General features: G+C 59.8%; 24 protein-coding genes, 1 pseudogene and 1 riboswitch. Of the genes and pseudogenes, 17 read left to right on the forward strand and 8 right to left on the reverse strand.

The genetic code is table 11. The features are described 5' to 3' along the window. Positions 1-158: 158 nt before the first annotated feature. The 5 genes from sucC (at position 159) to AC0R79_RS09345 (ending at position 5,141) form a co-directional block, all read left to right on the forward strand. Positions 159-1,325 (forward strand): ADP-forming succinate--CoA ligase subunit beta, encoded by a 1,167-nt coding sequence (gene sucC / locus AC0R79_RS09325; protein WP_007959029.1) that lies wholly within the window; start codon positions 159-161, stop codon positions 1,323-1,325. Further along, positions 1,325-2,209 (forward strand): succinate--CoA ligase subunit alpha, encoded by an 885-nt coding sequence (gene sucD, locus AC0R79_RS09330; RefSeq protein ID WP_007959025.1) that lies wholly within the window; start codon positions 1,325-1,327, stop codon positions 2,207-2,209. The genes sucC and sucD overlap by 1 nt, the downstream gene beginning before the upstream one ends. Positions 2,210-2,537: 328 nt before the next feature. Beyond that, positions 2,538-3,851, forward strand: a complete 1,314-nt coding sequence (gene brnQ / locus AC0R79_RS09335) for a branched-chain amino acid transport system II carrier protein (protein ID WP_007959023.1) — start codon at positions 2,538-2,540, stop codon at positions 3,849-3,851. 151 nt (positions 3,852-4,002) lie between these two features. Then, entirely contained in the window at positions 4,003-4,740 is a 738-nt protein-coding gene (locus AC0R79_RS09340; RefSeq protein ID WP_085608854.1) for a DUF599 domain-containing protein, read from the forward strand. Beyond that, the gene (locus tag AC0R79_RS09345; RefSeq protein ID WP_064594489.1) at positions 4,740-5,141 is read left to right on the forward strand and encodes an MAPEG family protein; all 402 of its coding nucleotides are present in this window, start codon (positions 4,740-4,742) and stop codon (positions 5,139-5,141) included. Before AC0R79_RS09340 ends, AC0R79_RS09345 begins: the two co-directional genes overlap by 1 nt. Positions 5,142-5,219: 78 nt before the next feature. Here the strand turns inward: AC0R79_RS09345 and AC0R79_RS09350 are convergent, their stop codons facing one another. After that, complete coding sequence (locus tag AC0R79_RS09350; RefSeq protein WP_007959016.1) at positions 5,220-5,456, reverse strand: hypothetical protein; 237 nt, start codon at positions 5,454-5,456, stop codon at positions 5,220-5,222. A 158-nt stretch (positions 5,457-5,614) separates the two neighbouring features. On the opposite strand from AC0R79_RS09350, the gene AC0R79_RS09355 reads away from it, so the two are divergent. The 4 genes from AC0R79_RS09355 (at position 5,615) to AC0R79_RS09370 (ending at position 9,323) form a co-directional block, all read left to right on the forward strand. After that, positions 5,615-6,091: a PaaI family thioesterase gene (locus tag AC0R79_RS09355; RefSeq protein WP_127797329.1), complete on the forward strand. Its 477-nt coding sequence runs from the start codon at positions 5,615-5,617 to the stop codon at positions 6,089-6,091. Then, positions 6,088-6,540: a PaaI family thioesterase gene (locus AC0R79_RS09360; protein ID WP_210709423.1), complete on the forward strand. Its 453-nt coding sequence runs from the start codon at positions 6,088-6,090 to the stop codon at positions 6,538-6,540. Before AC0R79_RS09355 ends, AC0R79_RS09360 begins: the two co-directional genes overlap by 4 nt. Positions 6,541-6,621: 81 nt before the next feature. Next, the gene (gene htpG / locus AC0R79_RS09365; protein ID WP_474734192.1) at positions 6,622-8,526 is read left to right on the forward strand and encodes a molecular chaperone HtpG; all 1,905 of its coding nucleotides are present in this window, start codon (positions 6,622-6,624) and stop codon (positions 8,524-8,526) included. A 68-nt stretch (positions 8,527-8,594) separates the two neighbouring features. Beyond that, on the forward strand, positions 8,595-9,323 hold the full coding sequence (locus AC0R79_RS09370) for a dienelactone hydrolase family protein (RefSeq protein WP_127797331.1): 729 nt from the start codon (positions 8,595-8,597) through the stop codon (positions 9,321-9,323). A gap of 42 nt (positions 9,324-9,365) precedes the next feature. On the opposite strand, the gene AC0R79_RS09375 is transcribed toward AC0R79_RS09370, so the two are convergent. Both AC0R79_RS09375 and AC0R79_RS09380 read right to left on the reverse strand, forming a co-directional pair. Continuing rightward, positions 9,366-10,256 (reverse strand): pirin family protein, encoded by an 891-nt coding sequence (locus AC0R79_RS09375; RefSeq protein ID WP_127797332.1) that lies wholly within the window; start codon positions 10,254-10,256, stop codon positions 9,366-9,368. 61 nt (positions 10,257-10,317) lie between these two features. Further along, on the reverse strand, positions 10,318-10,734 hold the full coding sequence (locus tag AC0R79_RS09380) for an OsmC family protein (RefSeq protein ID WP_474734194.1): 417 nt from the start codon (positions 10,732-10,734) through the stop codon (positions 10,318-10,320). 146 nt (positions 10,735-10,880) lie between these two features. Between AC0R79_RS09380 and AC0R79_RS09385 the strand changes: the two genes are divergently transcribed. The 3 genes and pseudogenes from AC0R79_RS09385 to AC0R79_RS09395 all read left to right on the forward strand — a co-directional run bounded on the left by AC0R79_RS09385 (position 10,881) and on the right by AC0R79_RS09395 (position 13,674). After that, entirely contained in the window at positions 10,881-11,918 is a 1,038-nt protein-coding gene (locus AC0R79_RS09385; protein ID WP_474734195.1) for an amidohydrolase family protein, read from the forward strand. A 193-nt stretch (positions 11,919-12,111) separates the two neighbouring features. Continuing rightward, positions 12,112-12,528 (forward strand): annotated as a pseudogene (locus tag AC0R79_RS09390) (MCP four helix bundle domain-containing protein); the annotation flags it as partial. Between the two features lie 102 nt (positions 12,529-12,630). Continuing rightward, positions 12,631-13,674 (forward strand): methyl-accepting chemotaxis protein, encoded by a 1,044-nt coding sequence (locus AC0R79_RS09395; RefSeq protein ID WP_431768342.1) that lies wholly within the window; start codon positions 12,631-12,633, stop codon positions 13,672-13,674. A gap of 61 nt (positions 13,675-13,735) precedes the next feature. Here the strand turns inward: AC0R79_RS09395 and AC0R79_RS09400 are convergent, their stop codons facing one another. From AC0R79_RS09400 to purM, 3 genes are read right to left on the reverse strand one after another with little or no spacing between them, the layout of a single operon-like run. Beyond that, on the reverse strand, positions 13,736-14,449 hold the full coding sequence (locus tag AC0R79_RS09400) for a DUF3108 domain-containing protein (RefSeq protein WP_007950391.1): 714 nt from the start codon (positions 14,447-14,449) through the stop codon (positions 13,736-13,738). 8 nt (positions 14,450-14,457) lie between these two features. Continuing rightward, positions 14,458-15,108 carry a phosphoribosylglycinamide formyltransferase gene (gene purN, locus AC0R79_RS09405; RefSeq protein ID WP_007950392.1) on the reverse strand — a complete coding sequence of 217 codons (651 nt, stop codon included), beginning with the start codon at positions 15,106-15,108 and terminating at the stop codon, positions 14,458-14,460. Then, entirely contained in the window at positions 15,108-16,166 is a 1,059-nt protein-coding gene (gene purM, locus AC0R79_RS09410) for a phosphoribosylformylglycinamidine cyclo-ligase (RefSeq protein WP_007950393.1), read from the reverse strand. Before purM ends, purN begins: the two co-directional genes overlap by 1 nt. Positions 16,167-16,541: 375 nt before the next feature. Between purM and AC0R79_RS09415 the strand changes: the two genes are divergently transcribed. The 5 genes from AC0R79_RS09415 to AC0R79_RS09435 all read left to right on the forward strand — a co-directional run bounded on the left by AC0R79_RS09415 (position 16,542) and on the right by AC0R79_RS09435 (position 21,214). Then, the gene (locus tag AC0R79_RS09415; RefSeq protein ID WP_262158111.1) at positions 16,542-17,600 is read left to right on the forward strand and encodes a DUF2066 domain-containing protein; all 1,059 of its coding nucleotides are present in this window, start codon (positions 16,542-16,544) and stop codon (positions 17,598-17,600) included. Positions 17,601-17,635: 35 nt separating this feature from the next. Beyond that, positions 17,636-18,709, forward strand: coding sequence for an AI-2E family transporter (locus AC0R79_RS09420; protein WP_007950395.1), 1,074 nt, complete (start codon positions 17,636-17,638; stop codon positions 18,707-18,709). Between the two features lie 210 nt (positions 18,710-18,919). Further along, entirely contained in the window at positions 18,920-19,624 is a 705-nt protein-coding gene (gene hda / locus AC0R79_RS09425) for a DnaA regulatory inactivator Hda (protein WP_474734199.1), read from the forward strand. A 214-nt stretch (positions 19,625-19,838) separates the two neighbouring features. Further along, a complete protein-coding gene (locus AC0R79_RS09430; protein WP_474734201.1) occupies positions 19,839-20,459 on the forward strand; it encodes a C40 family peptidase in 621 nt (206 codons plus the stop codon). A 218-nt stretch (positions 20,460-20,677) separates the two neighbouring features. Beyond that, entirely contained in the window at positions 20,678-21,214 is a 537-nt protein-coding gene (locus AC0R79_RS09435) for a C40 family peptidase (RefSeq protein WP_007950398.1), read from the forward strand. A 65-nt stretch (positions 21,215-21,279) separates the two neighbouring features. Here the strand turns inward: AC0R79_RS09435 and AC0R79_RS09440 are convergent, their stop codons facing one another. Both AC0R79_RS09440 and AC0R79_RS09445 read right to left on the reverse strand, forming a co-directional pair. Beyond that, the gene (locus AC0R79_RS09440; RefSeq protein ID WP_375746105.1) at positions 21,280-22,593 is read right to left on the reverse strand and encodes a PQQ-dependent sugar dehydrogenase; all 1,314 of its coding nucleotides are present in this window, start codon (positions 22,591-22,593) and stop codon (positions 21,280-21,282) included. A 65-nt stretch (positions 22,594-22,658) separates the two neighbouring features. Continuing rightward, entirely contained in the window at positions 22,659-23,243 is a 585-nt protein-coding gene (locus AC0R79_RS09445) for a hypothetical protein (RefSeq protein WP_115077050.1), read from the reverse strand. A 166-nt stretch (positions 23,244-23,409) separates the two neighbouring features. Beyond that, positions 23,410-23,635: riboswitch (cobalamin riboswitch) on the forward strand. The last annotated feature ends 60 nt before the right edge of the window (positions 23,636-23,695 follow it).

The following is a 23,695-nucleotide window of genomic DNA, read 5'->3' on the forward strand; positions in this document are numbered from 1 at the left end:
TTGCGTGCAAGACTCACCGCGGAATGTCCGCTGGACGCAGCCTTGCGTAGCTGCACCGGGTATCCGGAAAGGCTACGCAAGCAGCAGTCACAGGTGGCGCGGCACTCATAAAGAGCGCAGCGCCGAATGCGCAGTACCTAACGAAGACGGTAAAAAGCATGAATCTTCACGAGTATCAGGGTAAGCAGCTGTTCGCTGAATACGGCCTGCCAGTTTCCACTGGTTTCGCAGTAGACACCCCGGAAGCAGCAGCAGAAGCTTGCGACAAAATCGGCGGCAACGAGTGGGTTGTCAAAGCCCAGGTTCACGCCGGTGGTCGCGGTAAAGCGGGCGGCGTCAAGCTGGTTCGCAGCAAAGAAGACGCCAAAGCCTTCGCACAGCAGTGGCTGGGCAAGCGTCTGGTGACTTACCAGACTGACGCCAACGGCCAGCCAGTCACCAAGATCCTGGTTGAATCGTGCACTGATATCGCTAAAGAGCTGTACCTGGGCGCTGTCGTTGACCGTTCGAGCCGTCGTATCGTGTTCATGGCTTCCACCGAAGGTGGCGTGGACATCGAGAAAATCGCTCACGACACTCCAGAAAAAATTCTGAAAGCCACTATCGATCCACTGGTTGGCGCTCAGCCATTCCAGGGTCGCGAGCTGGCATTCCAGCTGGGTCTGGAAGGCAAGCAGGTTGCTCAGTTCGCCAAGATCTTCGTAGGTCTGGCCAAGCTGTTCAAGGATCACGACCTGGCTCTGCTGGAAGTGAACCCGCTGGTGATCAAGGCTGACGGCGATCTGCACTGCCTGGACGCCAAGATCAACATCGACGCCAACGCAATGTACCGTCAGCCTAAGCTGAAGACTTTCCACGATCCGTCGCAGGACGATCCGCGCGAAGCGCACGCTGCCAAGTTCGAACTGAACTACGTAGCACTGGAAGGCAACATCGGCTGCATGGTGAACGGTGCCGGCCTGGCCATGGGTACCATGGACATCGTCAACCTGCACGGCGGCAAGCCAGCCAACTTCCTCGACGTAGGTGGTGGTGCTACCAAAGAACGCGTAACCGAAGCTTTCAAAATCATTCTGTCCGACAGCAATGTCGCTGCAGTACTGGTTAACATCTTCGGCGGCATCGTTCGTTGCGACATGATTGCCGAAGGCATCATCGGTGCAGTGAAAGAAGTCGGCGTGAAAATCCCGGTTGTTGTTCGTCTTGAAGGCAACAACGCTGAACTGGGCGCTAAAGTACTGGCAGAAAGCGGTTTGAACATCATCGCTGCTACCAGCCTGACCGACGCTGCTCAACAAGTCGTTAAAGCTGCGGAGGGCAAGTAATGAGCGTCCTGATCAATAAAGACACCAAAGTAATCTGCCAGGGCTTCACCGGTGCGCAGGGTACTTTCCACTCCGAACAAGCCATTGCCTACGGCACCAAAATGGTTGGCGGCGTGACTCCAGGCAAAGGTGGCACCACTCACCTGAACCTGCCTGTGTTCAACACCGTGAAAGAAGCTGTAGAAGCCACTGGCGCCACCGCCAGCGTCATCTACGTTCCGGCTCCTTTCTGCAAGGACTCGATCCTGGAAGCAGCTTTCGGCGGCATCAAGCTGATCGTCTGCATCACCGAAGGCATTCCTACCCTGGACATGCTGGATGCCAAAGTTAAGTGCGACGAGCTGGGTGTTACCCTGATCGGCCCTAACTGCCCAGGCGTGATCACCCCAGGCGAATGCAAGATCGGCATCATGCCAGGTCACATTCACTTGCCAGGCAAGGTCGGTATCGTTTCCCGTTCCGGCACCCTGACCTACGAAGCTGTGAAGCAGACTACTGACGCCGGTTTCGGTCAGTCGACTTGCGTCGGCATCGGTGGTGACCCGATCCCGGGTTCGAACTTCATCGACATCCTGAAGCTGTTCCAGGAAGACCCGAAGACCGAAGCGATCGTAATGATCGGCGAGATCGGCGGTTCGGCTGAAGAAGAAGCGGCTGCCTACATCAAGGCACACGTGACCAAGCCGGTTGTTTCCTACATCGCTGGTGTGACTGCTCCTCCGGGCAAGCGCATGGGCCATGCTGGCGCAATCATCTCCGGCGGCAAAGGCACTGCAGACGAGAAATTCGCTGCTCTGCAAGACGCAGGCGTGAAAACCGTGCGTTCGCTGGCAGACATCGGCAAGGCCCTGGCCGAGCTGACTGGCTGGGAAGTGAAGAAGTAAGCTTCGGCTGACTTCTCTGCTCCAGCAACAGAGGCCACCTTCGGGTGGCCTTTGTCGTTTCTGGGGTTCGGTGGACGATGGCAACTTATAAGCACTCACCCAATAACATGCAAAAACGCGACACGGAAACGTCGCGTATCGGATAGTTCGCCCTCTAACAGTGCGTTTGTCAGGCAAATTCGTTAGGCTAGCAGCCATTTTTGCGTCTGCCGCCCACAAGGCATGCAACGCGCTAAACGGGTCAGTCTTATACGGATTGACAGCATTTCCCTAACCCCACAGGGAAATCCCCCTCTAAATTCCGATTCAGTAGTGTGGTATTTCCTTAATGAAAGTTTTGAAAGGTCAGGACATCCTGGCACTTGGCTTTATGACATTCGCCCTGTTCGTCGGGGCCGGCAACATCATCTTCCCGCCTATCGTCGGTTTGCAGTCCGGGCCAAACGTCTGGATGGCGGCGCTGGGCTTCCTGATCACGGCGGTCGGTTTGCCGGTGGTCACCGTGGTCGCACTGGCCAAGGTCGGTGGCGCCATGGACGCCCTGAGCAGCCCGATCGGCAAGATCGCTGGCGGCGTACTGGCAGCGGCTTGCTACCTGGCAGTCGGCCCGCTGTTCGCCACCCCGCGTACCGCGACCGTTTCCTTTGAAGTGGGTCTGGCGCCGTTGACCGGCGAGAGCCCGCTGGCACTGTTCCTCTACAGTTCGGTGTACTTCCTGCTGGTGTTCTTCATCTCGCTCTACCCTGGGCGTCTGCTGGACACCGTCGGTCGTTTCCTCGCGCCGCTGAAGATCATCGCCCTGGCCGTGCTCGGCATCGCCGCGTTCGCACTGCCGGCCGGTGATATCGGCGTTGCCACTCCGGAATACGTTGCGGCACCGTTCTCCCAAGGCTTCATCAATGGTTACCTGACCATGGATACCCTGGGCGCGCTGGTGTTCGGCATCGTCATCGTCAACGCGATCCGCTCCCGTGGCGTAGAGTCGCCAGCACTGATCACCCGTTACGCGATCATCGCCGGGCTGATTGCCGGCGTCGGTCTGGCGCTGGTGTATGTCAGCCTGTTTCGTCTGGGTTCCGGCAGCCATGAAGTGGCGGCGGGCGCGACCAACGGCGCGGCGGTGCTGCACGCTTACGTGCAACACACCTTCGGTTCGCTGGGCAGTGGCTTCCTCGCTGTGCTGATTTCCCTGGCTTGTCTGGTGACCGCTGTTGGCCTGACCTGCGCGTGTGCCGAATACTTCAGCCGCGTACTGCCGCTGTCGTACAAGACCCTGGTGATCATCCTCGCGGCGTTCTCGCTGCTGGTGTCCAACCTGGGCCTGACCAAGCTGATCGCGTTCTCGATCCCGGTGCTGACCGCGATCTACCCGCCGTGCATCGTGCTGGTGGCCCTGAGCTTCTGCGCTGCGTTCTGGCATGAGCAGAGCCGTATCATGGGCCCGGTGATGCTGGTGTCGTTCGTGTTTGGCACCATCGATGCGTTGAAAGGCGCCGGTCTGGCGGACTGGATGCCATCGCAACTGGCCCACCTGCCGCTGAGCGAGCAAGGTCTGGCGTGGCTGGTGCCATGCGTAATGACCCTGGTGGTTGCTGTGGTTTGCGACCGCCTGCTGGGCAAGCGCGCCGAAGCACTCGCCTAAGATTGCCGGGCCGCCACAAGCGGCTGCCGAGCGATTAAACAGAAATGCCCCGTATCAATCGATACGGGGCATTTTTTATGGGCTTCAGGCAGTGTCTTTTTCCCTCGACTAACGTCGAAGGGGAGCCGAAATCTTCATCACAGGGAATTGCATGTCGTTCATCCAAGCCAACCTGATCCATCTGCTGGCCGCGCTCTGGTTTGTCATCTGCTGGGGCGGTTACACCCGTTATGCCACCTGGAAGGCTCGTGACACCGCGTGCCTGGCCAGCGTGCTGCACCTGTATCGCGAAGACTGGATGCGCCGCATGCTGCTGCGTGACAACCGCATCGCCGACGCCAGCGTGATCGGCAACCTCGAGCGCAACGCCTCGTTCTTTGCCTCCAGCACGCTGATTATCCTGGCGGGCATCTTGACAGTGCTCGGCGCGTCCGAGCGCGCGGTGTCGCTGTTGGCGGACATTCCGATGGTGCAACAGGCCTCGCAGGGCATGTCGGAGATCAAGTTGCTGTGCCTGGCGCTGGTGTTCGTTTACGCCTTCTTCACCTTCAGCTGGTGCATGCGCCAATACAATTTCGCCGCCATTCTGGTCGGCTCGGCCCCAATGATCGGTGAGCGGCAAGTCTCGGAGCAGGAGCGCAAGGCGTTCGCCTCACGGGCGGCTCGGGTGATTTCGATGGCGGCCAACCAGTTCAACTTCGGTCTGCGTTCCTACTACTTCGGCATGAGCATGCTGGCGTGGTTCGTCAGCCCGTGGCTGTTCATGTTGATGAGCGCAGGCGTGGTGCTGGTGTTGTATCGCCGGGAGTTTCATTCCGACGTGCTCGATGTAATGGTCTATACCCCTACAGAGGCGCCATTGCCCGAAGCGAACAAGGAGGCTGCTTGATGAGTATTCCGTTCTGGTGTGTGTTTATCAGTGCATTGTTAATCTACGTGGCGCGGATGCCGGTCGGCAAGGCCATGAAAGAGCAGGGCGGCTACAACAACCATCTGCCGCGTCAGCAACAGGCGCAACTTACCGGTTACGGAGCCCGGGCGCTGGCGGCGCATCAGAACAGCATCGAAGCCTTCATTCTGTTTGCCGTTGGCGTGCTGATGGCGCATACCACGCAGACGGCGGGGTGGCTGATCGATACCTTGGCGATCATCTTCGTGATCTCGCGGATTTTCTATCTGTGGTTTTACCTGGCGGATATTCCCAAGCTGCGCAGTCTGGTCTGGCTGGTCGGCTTAGTGTGTTCATTGTTGCTGATGATTAGTCCGACTTTTAGAACTGTCTTGCTCTAAGGCGGCACCGGCAAAAAAATGACAGGCAAAAGAAAACCCGCACTTGGCGGGTTTTCTTTTTTGCCAGCTAGAAGCGGCTTACTGCTTCTTGGCAGCTTCTTCTTGCGCTGCAGCGTTCGATTCGGCCTGAGCTTTGGCAGCTTCGGCGTTTTCTTTCGCTGCGTCGTTCACTTTATCCTGAGCTTTGTTCATGTCTTGCTGAGCTTGTTCAGCATGTTGGTTGGCATCTTGAGCTTTGTCCTCGGATTTTTTATCGCAGGCAGCGAGACCGAGGGAAGCGGTCAACATCAAGGCAATAGCTAAAGTCTTACGCATGGGGTGTTTCTCCTTATGGAAAATAACTACTGGCCTTAAGAGCTCAGGCCCGAGGCTTAAGTTCCTCATTTCTTTCAGATATATAAGTTTGTTTTGCAATGGAACTTTTGCTGTTCTTTCCACTACTGGGAATAGCGACTAACAAGAGTAATTATCAAATGGCCGAAAACCCCGTTTTTGAGCGTGCGACACGGTTTCTCTCGGCCTTGCGCCACTGTCAGGTGCTGGGATTGAAGGTGCACAGCGCAAGTAGCGAAGGCCTGACGGTGGTGCTGCCGTACAGTGCGCAAATCGTTGGCAACCCGCTGACCGGCGTCATCCACGGTGGGGCAATCACGTCATTGATGGATACCGCGTGCGGCATGTCGACCCTGTGCGTTCTGCCGGAATTCGAAGTCTGCCCGACCCTCGATCTGCGCATCGACTACATGCACGCCGCCGAGCCGCATAAAGACGTCTATGGCTTCGCCCAATGTTATCGGGTCACCACCGATGTGATCTTCGCTCGCGGCTTTGCCTATCAGGAAGATCCCGAGCAACCGATTGCCCACGTCGTCGGCACCTTCATGCGCATGGGCAAGGGCCTAAAAGGCACCAAAGGTTTTGGTGGCGCGATCAAGGGAGAAAACCCATGAGCGATGATTTCAAGCAGCAACTGCAAGAGGCGCACGAGAAGGGTGACTACGCGCCGCTGCTGAAGCTGATCCCCTATGCCGGACTCATCGGCGTCGAGTGTTCGCGAGTCGGTGACGACTTGCTGTTCAAGCTGCCAGCCAACAAGGACAACATTGGTAACCCCTTATTGCCGGCGATCCACGGCGGGGTGATTGCCGGGTTCATGGAGTTGTCTGCGGCCCTGCACCTGCTGATTTTCACCGGCGCGCCGGGTGTGCCGAAGATTATCGATTTCTCCCTCGATTACCTGCGGGCCGGGCAGTTTCGCGATACGTGGGCCCGGTGTCAGGTCTGCCGTCAGGGCCGGCGGGTGGCAAACGTCGCGGTCACGGCCTGGCAAAGCACCGAAAGCCAACCGATTGCCACCGCCCGTGCTCACTTCAAAATCGATGAGCCCTTGAAATCCTGAACCACGCCCCCAACTCACAGAACAACCCGCCGCCGACCAGCAAGGTCGCGGCCAATGCCATCTGATTGGAGTTTGATGACCATGAGTGTGGAAACTCAAAAGGAAACCCTGGGCTTCCAGACCGAGGTGAAGCAACTGCTGCACCTCATGATCCATTCGCTGTATTCCAACAAGGAAATCTTCCTTCGCGAATTGATCTCGAACGCCTCTGACGCCGTCGACAAATTGCGCTTCGAAGCCCTGGCCAAGCCTGAGTTGCTCGAAGGTGGCGCTGAACTGAAAATCCGTGTGAGCTTCGACAAGGACGCCAAGACCGTCACCCTCGAAGACAACGGCATCGGCATGAACCGCGACGATGTGATCACCCACCTGGGGACCATCGCCAAATCCGGCACTGCCGATTTCATGAAAAACCTGTCCGGCGATCAGAAGAAGGATTCGCACCTGATCGGCCAGTTCGGTGTGGGCTTCTATTCGGCCTTCATCGTCGCTGACAAAGTTGACGTGTACAGCCGTCGCGCCGGCACCGCCGCCAGCGAAGGCGTGCACTGGTCGTCGAAAGGCGAGGGCGAATTCGAAGTCGCCACCATCGACAAGCCGGAGCGCGGCACCCGCATCGTTCTGCACCTGAAATCCGGTGAAGACGAGTTCGCCGATGGCTGGCGTCTGCGCAACATCATCAAGAAGTACTCCGACCACATCGCACTGCCGATCGAGCTGCCGAAAGAAGTGGCCGCTGCCGAGGGCGAAGAAAAGCCTGAAGTTGAATGGGAAACCGTCAACCGCGCCAGCGCCCTGTGGACCCGTCCTCGCACTGAAGTGAAGGACGAGGAATACCAGGAGTTCTACAAACACATCGCCCACGACTTCGAAAACCCGCTGTCGTGGAGCCACAACAAGGTCGAAGGCAAGCTCGAGTACAGCTCGCTGCTGTACGTGCCGGCCCGCGCACCGTTCGATCTGTACCAGCGTGAAGCGCCAAAAGGCCTGAAGCTGTACGTGCAGCGCGTGTTCGTGATGGATCAGGCCGAGTCGTTCCTGCCGCTGTACCTGCGCTTCATCAAAGGCGTGGTCGACTCCAACGACCTGTCGCTGAACGTGTCGCGGGAAATCCTGCAGAAAGACCCGATCATCGACTCGATGAAGTCGGCGCTGACCAAGCGCGTGCTGGACATGCTGGAAAAACTGGCGAAGAACGAGCCTGAGCAATACAAGGGCTTCTGGAAAAACTTCGGTCAGGTCATGAAAGAAGGCCCGGCTGAAGATTTCTCCAACAAGGAAAAAATTGCCGGTCTGCTGCGTTTCGCATCGACCAACGGCACCGATGGCGAGCAGATCGTCGGTCTGGCCGAGTACCTGGCGCGCGCCAAGGAAGGTCAGGACAAGATCTACTACCTCACCGGCGAAACCTACGCGCAGGTCAAGAACAGCCCGCACCTGGAAGTCTTCCGCAAGAAAGGCATCGAAGTGCTGCTGCTGACCGACCGTATCGACGAGTGGCTGATGAGCTACCTCAGCGAATTCGACGGCAAGACGTTTGTCGACGTCGCGCGCGGTGACCTGGACCTGGGCAACCTGGACTCGGAAGAGGACAAGAAGGCCGCAGAAGAAGTCGCCAAGTCGAAAGAAGGTCTGGTCGAGCGTCTGAAAACCGCACTGGGCGATTCCGTTGCCGAAGTCCGGGTTTCCCATCGCCTGACCGATTCGCCGGCCATCCTGGCGATTGGCGAGCAGGATCTGGGTCTGCAAATGCGTCAGATCCTTGAAGCCAGCGGGCAGAAGGTGCCGGATTCGAAGCCGATCTTCGAATTCAACCCGAGCCACCCGCTGATCGAGAAGCTCGACAACGAGGCCAGCGAAGATCGCTTCAGCGACCTGTCGCACATCCTCTTCGACCAGGCTGCGCTGGCGGCTGGCGACAGCTTGAAAGACCCGGCCGCTTACGTGAGCCGCCTGAACAAGCTGCTGGTCGAGCTGTCCGCTTGATCAAACTGTAGAAAAACCCGCTTCGGCGGGTTTTTTCATTCTGGTGTTCAACCAATCAGGAGTCAGAAATGAGCCAAGTCACTGTACGTTCCGTGGTCTATCAGATTGACGGCCAGCCTTATGAAGGTCGCCTGGCGTTCGACGCCGAGCATAAAGGCGCGCGTCCGGGTCTGTTGATGGCGCCGAACTGGATGGGTGTCAGCGCTGGCGCTGAAGAGATCGCCAAATCGGTGGCGGCCAAGGGTTATGTGGTGCTGATCGCTGACGTGTACGGCCAGGCGGTGCGTCCGCAGAATGCCGATCAGGCCGGTGCGGCGATGATGCCGCTGAAGGACGACCGCGCGCTGCTGCGCAAGCGTATGCAGGCCGCGTTCGAACAATTGCAGAAGCAGGGCGAGGCGGTGGTTGATACCTCGAAACTGGCGGTGTTCGGTTTCTGCTTCGGCGGTTGCTGTGCGCTGGATCTGGCGCGCACCGGCGCTGCGGTGAAAGCGGCGGTGTCGTTCCACGGTACGCTGGACTCGCCGAACCCGGCGGACGCGAAAAACATCAAGGGCTCGGTGCTGGTGCTGCACGGTGCTTCCGATCCGCTGGTGCCGAAAGAACAGTTGCCGGCATTCGAGGACGAGATGAACGCGGCTGGCGTGGACTGGCAGTTGCTGAGCTACGGCGGCGCGGTGCACTCGTTCACCGATCCGCATGCCAATGTTCCGGGCAAGATGATGTACGACGCGAAGACCGCAGCGCGGGCGTTCAAGTCGATGCATGACTTGTTGGAAGAAGTGTTCAAGGGCTGAATCGGCTGAACGCACTCCCACGCCTGGCGTGGGAGTGTTGCTTTACAGCGGTGTCGGTTCGCTGCGCGATTTAGGCAGCTCGATCCGCTCGACTTCCCCCGGCACCGTCGGCCAATCCCCGGCCGCCCACTTGCGCCGCGCCTCATCGATCGCCGCCGGATCGCTTGCAACAAAGTTCCAGTTGATCCGCCGTGGCCCATCCAGTGGCGCGCCACCAAACAGCACCGCGTGGCTATCGCTCTCGGCAAACAGGCTCATCTCTTCCCCGGTTGGCAACACCACCAGTGCATGGGGTTCGACCGCTTCGCCATTCAATTGCACATCACCGCTCAACACGTACAGCGCCCGCTCTTCATGCTCGGTCGGGATCAGTAGTGTGGTCGCGGTTTGCATCTTCAATTCGGCGTACAGCGTAGGAGAAAGCACCGGCACCGGCGATTCCAGGCAAAAGCCTGACCCGGCGATCATGCGGATTTGCACGCCGAGGTTATCGCTGACCGGCAAGGTCGAGGCCGGGTGATGGCTGTAATGCCCCGGGCCTTGTTCGTGTTCCTTGGGCGAGGCGAGCCAGATTTGCAGCCCGTGCATCTTGAAGCTTTGTTCCCACAGCGGTTCAGGTGTGCGCTCGACGTGAGCGATCGCTGTGCCGGCTGTCATCCAGCTGACATCGCCGGCGCTGACCACCTGATCCGAACCCAGGCTGTCCTTGTGCTGGATTTGCCCGTCGAACAAATACGTGAGGGTCGACAGACCGATGTGCGGGTGCTGTCGGATGTTCATGCCTTTGCCCGCCGGATAAACCGTTTCGAGCATGTGGTCGAAAAACACGAAAGGCCCGACGCTGCGGCATTTGGCTGACGGCAGCGGGCGCAGAATCGGCTGGCCTTCGACGTCTTCGGCGCGCGGGCGGATGATCAGGGGTTGGGTGTCCATGTTCCATTCCAGGCTTGGCGGGTGATGCGAGGAGCATAACCCGCCGGTGTCGTCGGGGTGATTACTGGCTGTCGAAGCCGACTGGCGCGTGGGTTTCGATGATGACTTCGCTGGTGGTCATCAGCTTGTGGATCGGGCAGCGATCGGCAACACGCAGCAGCTCTTCGCGCTGGGCATCGGTGAGCACGCCCTTGAGGGTGAGGGTCACGTGCAGGGCGTATTTGCCTTTCTGTTCCTGGCTGTTGTCGCGTTTGACCTCAACGCCGACGCCGGTCAGCGGGATGTCCTTTCTCTTTGCGTACAGCTTCAGGGTCAGGGCCTTGCAGGCGCCGAGGGCGGCGTCGAAGTAATCGTGCGGCTCCGGAGCCGAGCCTTCGCCGCCGGCAGTGGTCGGGACATCGGCAAACAGCTCATGCTCATCGATCTGTACGGTGTGGCGAAAACCTTCGGCGGACACGGTATTGACGGTAACGGTCATGTGAACCTCGCAAGCTGTAGGAAAAGGGATTCGATCAAAAAAGACCTTGCAGGTATAGAGCATTCCCACACAGGCGCGTTCCACTTTCTTGCCGGGTGAACCCTCGTCGCCCGGCGAGGGTCTAGGCTATGCCTGTCTGCCGGAGAATGCTTGTGTCCGTGTTTCGTTTGAGTCTTGTCTGTCTGATGGTTTTCACCGGCGCCGCCAGTGCCCGGGATTACACCTACAGTGACGCGCACCTGCATTACGTGGATTTTTTCCAGGAAACCGCCGGCATGCCGAAATTGCTGACGGCCATGAAGGAAAATTCCATCGAGCACGTGATGATTTCCGGCATACCCGTGGCGAAGAAATGGCATGAAGACGAGCCGAAGCGCCCGCGCTATTACGCTGGCGATGATGCCGATGCCTATTGGTACAGCGCGACTGACGTGATCGTCGCCGACGCGGTGCAGAAACTGACACCTGAGCAACGCCAGTACTTTCACCCGTTTCTTTCAGGCTTCAACCCCAACGACAAGAACTCCGCCGCGCACATCCAGCGCATGCTCGATCTGTATCCCGGCTTGTGGCAGGGCATCGGCGAGGTCTTTACCCGTCACGACGACCTCACGGCGCTCACCTCGGGTGACACGCCGCGTGCCAATAACGAAGCGATGACCCGCATCTATCACCTGGCCGCCGAACACGATCTGCCGGTGATGCTGCATTCCAACATCACCTCCAAGCGTGAGAAGAATCCGCTGTATCTGAAGGAAATCGAAGAGCCGCTGCGTAATCATCCGCACACCCGGTTTATCTGGGCGCATGCCGGCACCAGCGCCGAAATCCATCGTCATCAGACGCAGCTGGATTTTCTGCTGCCGACCCTGACGCGAATGCTGGAGGCGTACCCGAACCTGTTCATTGATCTGTCGTGGAGCCTGCTGACGCCTTATCTGCTGGACGAAAAGGGCCAGCCGCGAGCGGAATGGGTGCAACTGGTGGAGCGCTATCCGGATCGCTTCATGATCGGTTCCGATGTAGTCGGGCGATTCAACAAACTCGGCAAGGAAATCCATGGCTTCAAGCCGTTTCTCGACGCGTTGCCCGAGGCGGTCGCGAAAAAAGTCGCGCGGGACAACTTCCTGGTGATCTTGCCGCGAACAGCGCTCAAGTCCGGCAAACCCGCGCTGAATCGTTAATGCGCCAGGTTCGAAGTATCGAGGCCTTTTGATATCACGTTTTGGTCTTACGCAATTTTCCAAAGGGCCGATACCTTCTAGAGCAACCAGCTGCAGGGTTGATGCAGCGCTTTTGGAAGGAACCAGAGCAATGAGTATCCGTAGTCTCAATATTGCGCCCCGGGCCGGGCTGGGTTTTGGCGTGCTGGCGCTGATGGTGTTTGCCCTTGGGGCGTTTGCACTGCTGCAGATGTCGAACATGCGCGCGCAGTCCGACGAGGTCGACAACAACTGGCTACCCAGCGTGATGGCGGTGGGCGAGATGAGCCAGGACATGTTGCGCCTGCGCGCGCTGACCATGCGCCTGTTGCTCAATCGCGATCCGCAGGCGCTGGATCAGAATGTGGCCAAGCTCAATGATTTGCGCGGTGTGCTGAGTGAAGCCCAGCAGCGTTACGACATCCTGATCGTATTGCCCGAAGAGCGCGCGCTGTTCGATCGCTTCAAGGTCGCTGAACACAAGTACCTGGAGCTTCAGGCGCAGGTGATGACGTTATCTGCTCAGGGACGAGTGGAAGAGGCGGCCGCCATTCTCAACGGGCAGATGAGCCCGCTGGCGGACGAAATTGCGGTGAGCCTGCGTGAGCTGGTCGAGCTGAACAAGCACAACGCCAACCTCGCCACTGAGGCCGCACGGCTGGTGTTCACTAATTCCCGGGTCTGGGTCGGGGTGATGATCGGCATCACCGCACTGATTACCATCGCCTTGGCGTTGTTGCTGACCCGCAGCATCGTGCTGCCGCTGTCGCAATCGCTCAATGTCGCGGAAGTGGTGGCCGGTGGTGATCTGACCGGCGATATCAGCATTTCCGGCAAGGACGAACCGGCGCGGCTGCTGCACGCGCTCAAGAGCATGCAGCACAACCTGCGCGACACCATCCGCCGAATCTCGGAGTCCTCCAGTCAGCTGGCTTCGGCCTCGGAAGAGTTGAGCTGCGTCACCGAAGACGCGACGCGGGGGCTGCATCAGCAGAGTCTGGAGATTGAACAGGCCGCCACGGCGGTCAATCAGATGACCGCCGCCGTGGAAGAAGTGGCGAGCAATGCCGTCGCGACTTCCGAGGCATCCCGTGAGTCTGATCGCATTGCCCAGCATGGCCGGGAGCAGGTCCAGCAGACGGTATCGTCCATCGAGTTGCTGGCGGACGATGTCACGGCGAATGCCACGCAGGTGGAAGATCTGGCGCAGAAGGTCTACAGCATCAGCAAAGTGCTGGATGTGATCCGCTCGATTGCCGAGCAGACCAATCTGCTGGCATTGAACGCGGCAATCGAGGCCGCGCGGGCGGGTGATGCCGGGCGGGGTTTTGCGGTGGTGGCGGACGAAGTGCGGGCGCTGGCCCATCGCACTCAGCAGTCGACGCAGGAGATCGAGCAGATGATCGGCGGCATCCAGCAGGGCACCGATTCGGCGGTCAGCTCGATGCAGCAGAGCAACGTCCGGGCGCGCTCGACCCTGGAGTTGGCGAAGGCGGCTGGCGTGGCGCTGGAAGAAATTGCTTCGGCGTTTACCCTGATCAACGAGCGCAACCTGGTGATCGCCAGTGCGTCGGAAGAGCAGGCGGCTGTGGCGCGGGAAGTGGATCGCAACCTGATGAACATCCGTGACCTGGCGATGCAGACGTCTGCCGGGGCCAATCAGACCAGCGCCGCGAGCCAGGAGCTGTCGAGGCTGGCGGTGGACCTGAACAGCATGGTGGCCAAATTCTCGGTTTGATCACCTTTCGACAGGCGAAAAAAAGCCCCGCGTTTGCGGGGCTTTTTGATTTTGCGTCGGATCAGCTGCCTTTGACCGTCTTGCCGTTGACCGTGCCGTCGAGGAGCATGATGTTGTACTCCTTGCCGTCGGTTTCGACCTGTTGCAGGCGAACCAGCAGGTAATCCCAGTCCTTGGCGAACCACAGGACGGTGATGCGCTTGCTTTGTGTCGGATCGCGAACGCGCTCGACCTTGATCGCATCGATCTGGCCGGCCTTGGTTTCGACTTTTTCCGAACCCAGCACGCGGAAGTCGTAGGTATCGACTTCGCCATCATCGACCACCTGATAGCTCATGCTTTTCTTGCCGGCGGCCACGTCATGCTGCAGCGCCAGTTGATAGGTGGATTTGTCGACCATGCCGCGGTTGAGCGGGATTTTCACCGCGTCGCCGCGGTCGGTGCCGGTCACCAGCTTGTTGGCCCAGTCGAAGTCCAGGTCAGCCTTTTTCGCCTTGCCCAGACCACCGCGTTCGAAGTGGTAGGACTGCGGCAGCAGGGTGTCCTTGTCCAGGGTCAGGGTGCTTTCCTCGGACAGGCTGGCAATCATCATCGAGGCCTTGAAGCTGAGCTTCCAGACGCCGTTGGCCTGTTTGGTCAGGCTGCGTTCGGCAGTGCCGCTCATGGGCAGCTGCTTCCAGTCGGCGGTGTAGCTGGCGGAGAACGGTTGAAGGTCTGCCGCCTGGGCAAAAGGCAGGGCGAGCAGAGCGCAAGCGAAGAGCAGGGCGCGACGCATAAAATCTCCTAGTTTCGAATCAAGTGACCGCTGGCCCCGAGTAGCTGGCCATCCAGTAAAGCACCTTGCTCGCCGAGGCTCAGCCGTCCTTCGGCGAACCAGCGTACCGCCATCGGGTAGATCAGGTGTTCCTGAACGTGAACCCGTTGCGCCAGACTTTGCGGCGAATCGTGCAACTCTACCGGTATTACTGCCTGTACGACCAGTGGTCCGCCATCGAGTTCCTCGGTGACGAAGTGCACGGAGCAACCGTGTTCGGCGTCGCCGGCTTCCAGCGCGCGCTGATGAGTGTGTAACCCTTTGTATTTGGGTAGCAGCGACGGGTGGATGTTGAGCAGGCGACCCTGGTAGTGGCGGACGAAGTCAGCGCTGAGAATGCGCATGAAGCCGGCCAGTACCACGAGTTTGGGGTTGAATTCGTCGATCAGTTCGATCAGAGCGGTATCGAAGGCCTCGCGGCCCTCGAATCCCTTGTGATCCAGCGAGCGGGTGGCGATACCCGCGTCACTGGCGCGTTGCAGGCCGTAGGCGTCGGCGCGGTTGGAAATCACCGCAGCGATGCGGACCGGGCTGTCGCCGGTCCGCGTGCTGTCGATCAGGGCCTGCAAGTTACTGCCGGTGCCGGACAACAGCACCACGACATCACAGGTGTTTGGCATCAGTGAGCCTTGAGGTTCTTCAGTTCGACCTGAGCCGCGCCTTCGGCAGCGACAGCGATCTGACCGATGACCCAAGGCTGCTCGCCGGCGTCACGCAGGGTGTTCAGGGCCACTTCAACGTGCTCCTGAGCCACGCAGATCACCATGCCCACGCCGCAGTTCAGTACTCGGTGCATTTCGGTTTCGTCGACGTTGCCTTTCTCTTGCAGCCAGTCGAAGACGGCCGGGCGGTTCCAGCTGGCCACGTCAACCACGGCTTGAGCGCCTTTTGGCAGAACGCGCGGGATGTTGTCGAGCAGGCCGCCACCGGTGATGTGGGCCATGGCTTTGACAGCGCCGGTGTCCTTGATCAGCTTGAGCAGCGGCTTCACGTAGATGCGGGTCGGGGCCATCAGCAGTTCGGTCAGCGGCTTGCCGTCGAGCTGAACGGTTTCGATGTCGGCGCCGGACACTTCGATGATCTTGCGGATCAGCGAGTAGCCGTTGGAGTGCGGGCCGGACGATGGCAGGGCGATCAGGGCATCACCGGTGGCGACTTTCGAGCCGTCGATGATTTCGGCTTTCTCCACGACGCCGACACAGAAACCGGCCAGGTCGTAGTCTTCGCCTTCGTACATGCCAGGCATTTCAGCGGTTTCGCCGCCGACCAGCGAGCAGCCAGCCAGTTCGCAGCCTGCACCGATACCGGTAACCACGGTTGCAGCCACGTCGACGTTCAGTTTGCCGGTGGCGTAGTAGTCGAGGAAGAACAGCGGCTCTGCGCCGCACACCACCAGATCGTTGACGCACATGGCGACCAGATCCTGGCCGATGCTGTCGTGCTTGTTCAGGTTCAGCGCCAGGCGCAGCTTGGTGCCGACGCCGTCAGTACCGGAAACCAGTACTGGCTGCTTGTAGCCGGCCGGGATTTCGCAGAGGGCGCCGAAACCGCCCAGGCCGCCCATGACTTCCGGGCGCGCAGTGCGCTTGGCGACGCTCTTGATGCGTTCGACCAATGCTTCACCGGCGTCGATGTCTACACCGGCGTCCTTGTAGCTCAGGGAGGGTTGCTTGCTCATGATCCAGGCCTTTAGGGGAGGGGATTCAGGGGTAACGACCGAGTTCAGCGGGTACGCCGAATCCGACAGGGGCGATTGCCTCACGCGAAGTTCGGGGTGCCCGGCTGTTGCCGGTCTGCGAAGGCGCGCGATTTTATCAGGCTTGAGGGGCAGCGGCCATCCTCACGCCGACGGGCAGGGGCATATCGATGGAAAAATTTTGCAATTGACGCTGTGGATGACATCACGGGTGCCTGTATAAGGAACCGTCTATCGTTAGGACTGTGCAAAAACTTACCGACCGCGTGTGAATGTTTTGCGACGGCCTGTGGTCACAGGCTTGCCACAACGGTACACGCGGCCTGTTCCAGCCGCTCTTGTCGACGGGAATTCTCCATGCGTTTTTGTAAATGGCTGTTAGTGGGTGGCTTGTCTCTGATTAGCCTGGCGAGCCAGGCCGAAAATCTCAAAGGTCTTTATCAGGTGCGTGAACCGGTCACTGGCCAGTCGCCAGAGGAGCGCGATCGCGCGACCCAGGCTGCGCTGGATACGCTGGTGCTGCGCCTGACCGGCGACCCGAAGGCCCCGCAGAATCCGGGGCTGGCGCCGGTTCGCAAGGATCCGCAGCAGATCATCAGTCAGTTCGGTTTCGATGCGGGGCCGCCGGAGGTGCTGAAAGTCGATTTCGATCCGGGAACCACCGAGCAGGCGTTGCGCCGCGCCGGGCTGGCGCTGTGGGGCGCCAATCGGCCCTCGATCCTCAGTTGGTGGCTGAACGATTCGACCGAGGGCTCAAGTCTGGTGGGTGACGGTCAGGCCAGTGCTGCACCGTTGCGCCGTGCGGCCCAGCACCGTGGATTGCCGTTGCGCCTGCCGTTGGCTGATTTGAGCGAGCAATTGGTCGCTACGGCGCCAGCGCTTGAGGGAGCCGACCCGGCGCCGCTGCGCAACGCTTCCGAGCGCTACAACGCTGACGCCTTGCTCGCCGTGCATGCCCGCGAAGATGGCGGGCAATGGCAGGCCAAATGGCAATTGTGGCTGGGCGATAAAAAAGAGGCGGGCAACGTGCAGGGCGCGGATCAGGCCGCCGTGGCCGATGCGGTGATGCTGGCGGTGACTGAACGTCTGGCGCCACGCTTTGTGGCCAAACCGGGCGCGTCCGGCCAGCAGACCCTGGAAGTGCAGGGCATGAATCTGGAGCACTACGCGGCGCTGCTGCGGTTACTCGAACCGTTCGGCGTGCGTCTGCAGAGTGTCGATGCTGATCGCATCCTGTATCGGGTCAACGGCAGTGCCGATCAGTTGCGGGCGCAATTGTCGCTGGCGAAGCTGCAGGAACTGCCTGCCGAGGCGCCGGCGCCGGTCGCTGCGCCTCAGCCTGCGGTCGCCGGGGCGCCGCCAGTTGCTGCGCCGACGCCGACACCGGTGGCGCCGTCCTTGCGGTTCCGCTGGTAGGTTTTCTTTCTTATATATAAGCAATGGAGTGTTACATGGCCGATACGCGGCGTTGGTTCTGGCTCGGTGGGGTGCTCCTGCTTTGCGCGTTTGTCTGGTTGCTGCATCCGATCCTCACGCCGTTTCTGGTGGCGCTGCTGCTCGCGTATCTGTTCGATCCGCTTGTTGATCGACTGGAGCGTCTGGGGCTGTCCCGCACCTGGGGTGTGATCACGGTGTTCGCCTTGTTCACCCTGATCGTCACCGCGCTGTTGCTGGTGCTGGTGCCGATGCTCGCCAAGCAATTGCTGCGGCTGTATGAACTGGCGCCGCAAATGCTCGACTGGTTGCAACATACCGCCGTGCCATGGGCACAATCGAAGCTGGGGCTGTCGGACGGCTTCTGGAAGTTCGACAAGGTCAAGGCCGCGATCAGCGAGCATATGGGCCAGACCACCGACATCGTCGGTGTGGTGCTGAGTCAGGCGACGGCCTCGAGCCTGGCGCTGATCGGCTGGCTGGCGAATCTGGTGCTGATCCCGGTGGTGAGCTTTTACCTGCTGCGCGACTGGGACGTGATGATGGCCAAGATCCGTGGCCTGTTGCCGCGTGATCGCGAGGAGCGCGTGGTGGCGCTGGCGGGTGAGTGCCATGAAGTGCTGGGCGCGTTCGTGCGCGGGCAGTTGCTGGTGATGCTGGCGCTGGGTGTGATCTATGCGGCCGGCTTGATGATTGTCGGTCTGGAACTGGGTCTGTTGATCGGTCTGATCGCAGGGCTGGCGGCGATTGTGCCGTACATGGGGTTCGTGATCGGTATTGGCGCGGCGCTGATTGCCGGGTTGTTCCAGTTCGGTGGCGATCTGTATCCGATGATCGGGATCGTCGCGGTGTTCATGGTCGGTCAGGCCCTGGAAGGCATGGTGCTGACGCCTTTGCTGGTGGGGGACCGGATCGGTCTGCACCCGGTGGCGGTGATCTTCGCGATTCTGGCCGGTGGCGAGTTGTTCGGCTTCACCGGTGTGCTGCTGGCGTTGCCGGTGGCGGCGGTGATCATGGTGTTGGTGCGACATGTCCACGATCTGTACAAGGATTCCGACATCTATAGCGGGGTGGATGAGCCGGAGTTGTAATCGTGACGCGCGGGCCGCCCGGTGGATTGCCGGGTTGGCCCGTCTCATGCAGGCCATGGCGCCAAAGAAACTGTCATAAAACCAGCACGTTAACGCAAACCTTTGATTTTGCTTGGGGTCTGTCGCATTGTGCGCTCCGCTTCACGGGTATAAACTTCGCTCACTTTACACAGAGGCCACTAACGGTTCCTTGGGAACTGTTCAGTCAGCATGAAACCGATTCAGCTGCCCCTAGGTGTGCGTCTGCGTGACGACGCCACCTTCATCAACTACTACCCAGGCGCCAATGCCGCTGCACTCGGCTATGTCGAGCGTCTATGCGAAGCCGACGCCGGCTGGACCGAAAGCCTGATCTATCTGTGGGGCAAGCACGGGGTAGGGCGTACGCATCTGTTGCAGGCCGCGTGCCTGCGCTTCGAACAGATGGGTGAACCGGCGGTGTACCTGCCGCTGGCCGAGTTGATGGACCGCGGCATCGAAATTCTCGACAACCTCGAACAGTACGAACTGGTCTGTCTGGACGACTTGCAGGTGATTGCCGGCAAGGCGGACTGGGAAGAAGCGATGTTTCATCTGTTCAACCGTCTGCGTGACAGCGGTCGCCGCTTGCTGATCGCGGCGTCCACTTCGCCGCGTGAACTGCCGATCAAACTGGCTGACCTGAAATCGCGCCTGACCCTGGCGCTGATCTTCCAGATGCGTCCTCTCTCCGATGAAGACAAATTGCGTGCCCTGCAATTGCGCGCATCCCGTCGCGGTCTGCATCTGACCGACGAAGTCGGGCATTTTATTTTGACTCGCGGTACCCGCAGCATGAGCGCGCTTTTCGAGCTGCTGGAGCAGCTCGATCAGGCCTCTTTGCAGGCTCAGCGCAAGCTGACCATTCCCTTCCTGAAAGAAACCCTGGGCTGGTAAAACCGGGGCTTTCAGCCGGTTTCGGCATATTTCAGGCGCCAGAAAACCCGCTTTCCTGTGGGTTGCACAGGCCGCGTCTCGATTCAAATAGGCTTAAGCGCTTAGATGTTAACGAGAAACCGAGAAGTCACAAAAAGATCGATTGAATTTGCAAATGAGGCTGATAGCGGGCATAGTCTCGGCTTCTTTACAACTATCAGCCACGGTCGTGCCCATGCTAAAGCGCTTCGCACCCCTCGTGCCTCTCGCACTCGTCACCCTGTTGTTCGGTTGCGCTGCTCATTCACCTGTTAATCAAGAGCAGCAACAACAGGCTAAAAATTCTGCCACCGCCCAGTCTTCCGTTATTTACCAGGAAGAGCTGTACACCGAAAAAGAACTCGCCGACTTCAACGGCAAGAAGCCTTACCAGCTTCCGGTTCTGGCCGACAGCATCCTCGAACGCGGCATGTCCCTGATCGGTACCCGTTACCGTTTCGGCGGTACCTCTGAAGCCGGTTTCGATTGCAGCGGTTTCATCGGCTACCTGTTCCGCGAAGAAGCCGGCATGAACCTGCCGCGCTCCACCCGCGAAATGATCAACGTGGATGCGCCGCTGGTTTCTCGCAGCAACCTCGAGCCGGGCGACCTGCTGTTCTTCGCCACCAATGGTCGTCGCGGTCGTGTAAGCCACGCCGGGATCTACCTGGGCGACAACCAGTTCATCCATTCCAGCTCTCGTCGCAGCGGCGGTGTTCGCATCGACAGCTTGGGCGACAGCTACTGGAGCAAGACTTTCATCGAAGCCAAACGCGCTTTGGCGAACGCTCCAACCGTGGTTACCGCTCGCAAGTAATCACGCCTTTGTCGTCACGTTCGTGGCGACAAGCGGTACTTCAGGGGCAATAGACTTAAACTTTACAAGGTGAAGTTAAAGTCTTACTTGAAGTTTGCCGCGTAGCCGCTAGAATCCTGATCTATATTGATGGCAAACCGCCTGCGTCCCAACGCAGGCGGTTTTGTTTTCTGTCGAATCGGCAGTCAAAGCCTCAGCCAGATCAGGATGTTCTGCATATGACGATGTCGGCCCGCTTTGCCTTGATGTTCTTCGCAGCGCTGCTCAGTGGCTGCGCCAGTCGCACTCCGCCGCCTGCGCCGGTGGTTCGCGCTCCGATCGTGTTCGGATCCTCCCAGGCCTTTTCCCCCGCTGCCGAAGACGTGCTGTTCCGCGCGCTCGGGCTGGTGGGCACGCCTTATCGCTGGGGCGGCAATACGCCGGATTCGGGCTTCGATTGCAGTGGCCTGATCGGTTTCGTCTACCGCGACGCCGCGGGCATAAGCCTGCCGCGTTCGACCCGCGAGATGATCGTGATGCAGGCGCCGAATGTCGGCAAGGAAGGGCTGCAAACCGGCGACCTGATCTTCTTCGCCACCAATGGCGGCTCGCAGGTCAGCCATGCCGGAATCTACGTCGGGGAAGGGCGCTTCGTTCATGCGCCGGCCACCGGCGGCACGGTGAAGCTGGACAGCCTGTCGAAGGCGTATTGGCAGAAGGCTTATCTGAGCGCCAAGCGCGTTCTGCAGCCGGAGCATCTGGCGCATAACCCGTAATCCAGATACATAAAAACCCGTGGGAGCTGAATGGCTCCCACGGGTTTTTTAATGCCTGCAATACGCTAGCGGGCCGCTGACACCCGCCACACCTTGTTCCCCACGTCATCGGCTACCAGCAGTCCGCCTTGTTGGTCGATCACCACGCCGACCGGGCGACCCAACGCGTTCTCGTCCTTGTCGAGGAAACCGGTCAGCACGTCCACGGGCGTTCCGCTCGGTTTGCCAGCGGCGAACGGTACGAAGATCACCTTGTAGCCACTGTGCGGTTTGCGGTTCCACGAGCCGTGCTGGCCGATGAACGCGCCTTCCTTGAACTGCGCCGGCAGGCGATTGCCTTCAGCGAAGGTCAGGCCCAGTGACGCGGTGTGCGGGCCGACGGCGTAGTCGGGAGCGATGGCCTTGGCCACCATGTCCGGCCGCTGTGGTTCCACGCGCACGTCGATGTGCTGGCCGTAGTAGCTGAACGGCCAGCCATAGAAGCCACCGTCCTTGACCGACGTGATGTAGTCCGGCACCAGATCGCTGCCGATTTCGTCGCGCTCGTTCACGGCAGTCCACAGCGCACCGCTTTGCGGCTCCCAGGCCAGGCCGTTGGGGTTGCGGATGCCCGATGCGAAGATCCGGTGGTTGCCGGTGGCGCGATCCACTTCCCAGATCGCCGCACGGCCTTCTTCCTGATCGAGGCCATTTTCGCCGACGTTGCTGTTCGAGCCGACCGTCACGTACAGCTTGCTGCCGTCTTTGCTGGCGATAACGTTTTTGGTCCAGTGGTGGTTGAGCGTACCGCCAGGCAGGTCGACGACCTTGATTGGCTGGCTCTTGATTTCGGTCGCGCCGGGCTCGTAGTTGAAGCGCAGCAGGCGATCGGTATCGGCCACGTACAGATCGTTGCCGACCAAGGTCATGCCGAACGGCGAGTTGAGGTTCTGCAGGAACACCGTGCGGGTCTCGGCCACGCCGTCATGATCGGCATCGCGCAGCAGGGTGATGCGGTTCGGGCTGGGAACGCCGGCACCGGCACGGCCCATGACTTTTTTCATCACCCAGCCACGAATGCCTTTGCTGTCGTCGGGTTTGGGCGGGGCGTTGGTTTCCGCCACCAGCACGTCGCCATTGGGCAATACGTACAGCCAGCGCGGGTGATCGAGATTCTCGGCAAAGGCTGCTACCTGCGTGCCTGCCGCTGCCGTCGGTTTCGCGCCGGCCGGCCAGCCGATGGCCGGGGCGATGTTCACCGTCGGGATCAGGGTCTTGTTCGGTTCGGGCAATCGGGGTGACGGGCCGGTGCCGTCGGAGACTTGCAGGCTGGAGGATTCACCACAGGCGGCGAGCCCTCCGGCGATCACGATGACGAAAACGAGCTGGGGCTTGCGCATTGCTGATCTTCCCTATGAATGCATTCTTAATCATAGAGAAGCGCACAAGCCCGATGGTTCAACCCTCAGCCGCGGGCTTCCTTGAACAGCACGGCAATGCCGGGGTGATAGTTGCCGGCTTCGCTGCGCAATTTGCGATAGGCGTAGGGAAAATACCAGGCGACGGCGCAGGTGTGTTCCTTTTGCAGGTCGTCGACCATGTCCTGCAGCTCTTCCGGGCTGGCGCTGTGCTGGGCTTTTTGCGGGGCGACGAACAGGCAGCCGAGTTTCAGGTCGCTGGCGTAGCTGATGCGCTTGGCATCGCTGGTGATATCTACCAGGGCCTGCGTCAGATTCAGGCTGGTGACGCGTGGCCAGCGTTGGGTGGCCTGAATGAAGGCGCGATCCTCGGCGCCAGCGATAAACAGGTCGGCGCGGGCATTGCGCTCGCCTTCTTCGTTTTGTTTGCGGGTGGCGGTGTCGCGCAGGGTGACCAGTTCGGCCATCCAGGCAGCGGCCGACAGCAGGCCGAGGTTGGCTTTTTCGTCGTGCCAGTAGGGCGTGTCATTGTCGCCGCGCACGGCGTTGTAGCGGTCGATACAGTCAAACCAGCGTTCCAGCACCGGGCGCAGGAATTCCAGCCGCGGATTGCTGATGATCATGCCTTGCATGGTGCTCTCCCTTGTTATTGTGATGTGCTCTCTGCAGTCAAAAAGCATGGCTCTTTGATATCACTGCTGACAGTGTGGCACAAGATTGGCGTCAGTTAATTGATCGGCGGCAGTTATTCGCCGCACAAGCCCCTCTTCAATTGACGCTCCACCCCCAACCCTCTAACCTTCGCGGCTTGTTTCAGGTGCTCTGTGGCGCATGTCGACAGAGTGAAACAGGGAAGCCGGTGAGGCGGGTCTTCAAGCGATGAACCCTCACGATCCCGGCGCTGCCCCCGCAACGGTAAATGAGTAAAAGCTGCGTCTGATGCCACTGCGTAAAAGCGGGAAGGCGCGCAGCCAGGCGCAAGCCGCTCATGAGCCCGGAGACCGGCCTGATCCATCCAGCGGCATCATGGTGGGCGATGCCAGGCTTGTTGCCGTCTATTCTTGTGCCTGCCCGCCGTTATCCA

Source organism: Pseudomonas sp. HD57-3 (assembly GCF_056113135.1).

Bases quoted from the DNA above. Each gene is read 5' to 3' on its own strand.
- AC0R79_RS09385 (WP_474734195.1), top strand. From the start codon at position 10,881: ATGCTTGTGTCCGTGTTTCGTTTGAGTCTTGTCTGTCTGATGGTTTTC.
- AC0R79_RS09440 (WP_375746105.1), bottom strand. From the start codon at position 22,593: ATGCGCAAGCCCCAGCTCGTTTTCGTCATCGTGATCGCCGGAGGGCTC.
- AC0R79_RS09345 (WP_064594489.1), top strand. From the start codon at position 4,740: ATGAGTATTCCGTTCTGGTGTGTGTTTATCAGTGCATTGTTAATCTAC.
- AC0R79_RS09435 (WP_007950398.1), top strand. From the start codon at position 20,678: ATGACGATGTCGGCCCGCTTTGCCTTGATGTTCTTCGCAGCGCTGCTC.
- AC0R79_RS09420 (WP_007950395.1), top strand. From the start codon at position 17,636: ATGGCCGATACGCGGCGTTGGTTCTGGCTCGGTGGGGTGCTCCTGCTT.
- htpG (WP_474734192.1), top strand. From the start codon at position 6,622: ATGAGTGTGGAAACTCAAAAGGAAACCCTGGGCTTCCAGACCGAGGTG.
- AC0R79_RS09380 (WP_474734194.1), bottom strand. From the start codon at position 10,734: ATGACCGTTACCGTCAATACCGTGTCCGCCGAAGGTTTTCGCCACACC.
- sucD (WP_007959025.1), top strand. From the start codon at position 1,325: ATGAGCGTCCTGATCAATAAAGACACCAAAGTAATCTGCCAGGGCTTC.
- AC0R79_RS09355 (WP_127797329.1), top strand. From the start codon at position 5,615: ATGGCCGAAAACCCCGTTTTTGAGCGTGCGACACGGTTTCTCTCGGCC.
- sucC (WP_007959029.1), top strand. From the start codon at position 159: ATGAATCTTCACGAGTATCAGGGTAAGCAGCTGTTCGCTGAATACGGC.
- AC0R79_RS09375 (WP_127797332.1), bottom strand. From the start codon at position 10,256: ATGGACACCCAACCCCTGATCATCCGCCCGCGCGCCGAAGACGTCGAA.
- AC0R79_RS09445 (WP_115077050.1), bottom strand. From the start codon at position 23,243: ATGCAAGGCATGATCATCAGCAATCCGCGGCTGGAATTCCTGCGCCCG.
- AC0R79_RS09400 (WP_007950391.1), bottom strand. From the start codon at position 14,449: ATGCGTCGCGCCCTGCTCTTCGCTTGCGCTCTGCTCGCCCTGCCTTTT.
- hda (WP_474734199.1), top strand. From the start codon at position 18,920: ATGAAACCGATTCAGCTGCCCCTAGGTGTGCGTCTGCGTGACGACGCC.
- brnQ (WP_007959023.1), top strand. From the start codon at position 2,538: ATGAAAGTTTTGAAAGGTCAGGACATCCTGGCACTTGGCTTTATGACA.
- purM (WP_007950393.1), bottom strand. From the start codon at position 16,166: ATGAGCAAGCAACCCTCCCTGAGCTACAAGGACGCCGGTGTAGACATC.
- AC0R79_RS09340 (WP_085608854.1), top strand. From the start codon at position 4,003: ATGTCGTTCATCCAAGCCAACCTGATCCATCTGCTGGCCGCGCTCTGG.
- purN (WP_007950392.1), bottom strand. From the start codon at position 15,108: ATGCCAAACACCTGTGATGTCGTGGTGCTGTTGTCCGGCACCGGCAGT.
- AC0R79_RS09370 (WP_127797331.1), top strand. From the start codon at position 8,595: ATGAGCCAAGTCACTGTACGTTCCGTGGTCTATCAGATTGACGGCCAG.
- AC0R79_RS09430 (WP_474734201.1), top strand. From the start codon at position 19,839: ATGCTAAAGCGCTTCGCACCCCTCGTGCCTCTCGCACTCGTCACCCTG.
- AC0R79_RS09395 (WP_431768342.1), top strand. From the start codon at position 12,631: ATGATCGGCATCACCGCACTGATTACCATCGCCTTGGCGTTGTTGCTG.
- AC0R79_RS09415 (WP_262158111.1), top strand. From the start codon at position 16,542: ATGCGTTTTTGTAAATGGCTGTTAGTGGGTGGCTTGTCTCTGATTAGC.
- AC0R79_RS09360 (WP_210709423.1), top strand. From the start codon at position 6,088: ATGAGCGATGATTTCAAGCAGCAACTGCAAGAGGCGCACGAGAAGGGT.
- AC0R79_RS09350 (WP_007959016.1), bottom strand. From the start codon at position 5,456: ATGCGTAAGACTTTAGCTATTGCCTTGATGTTGACCGCTTCCCTCGGT.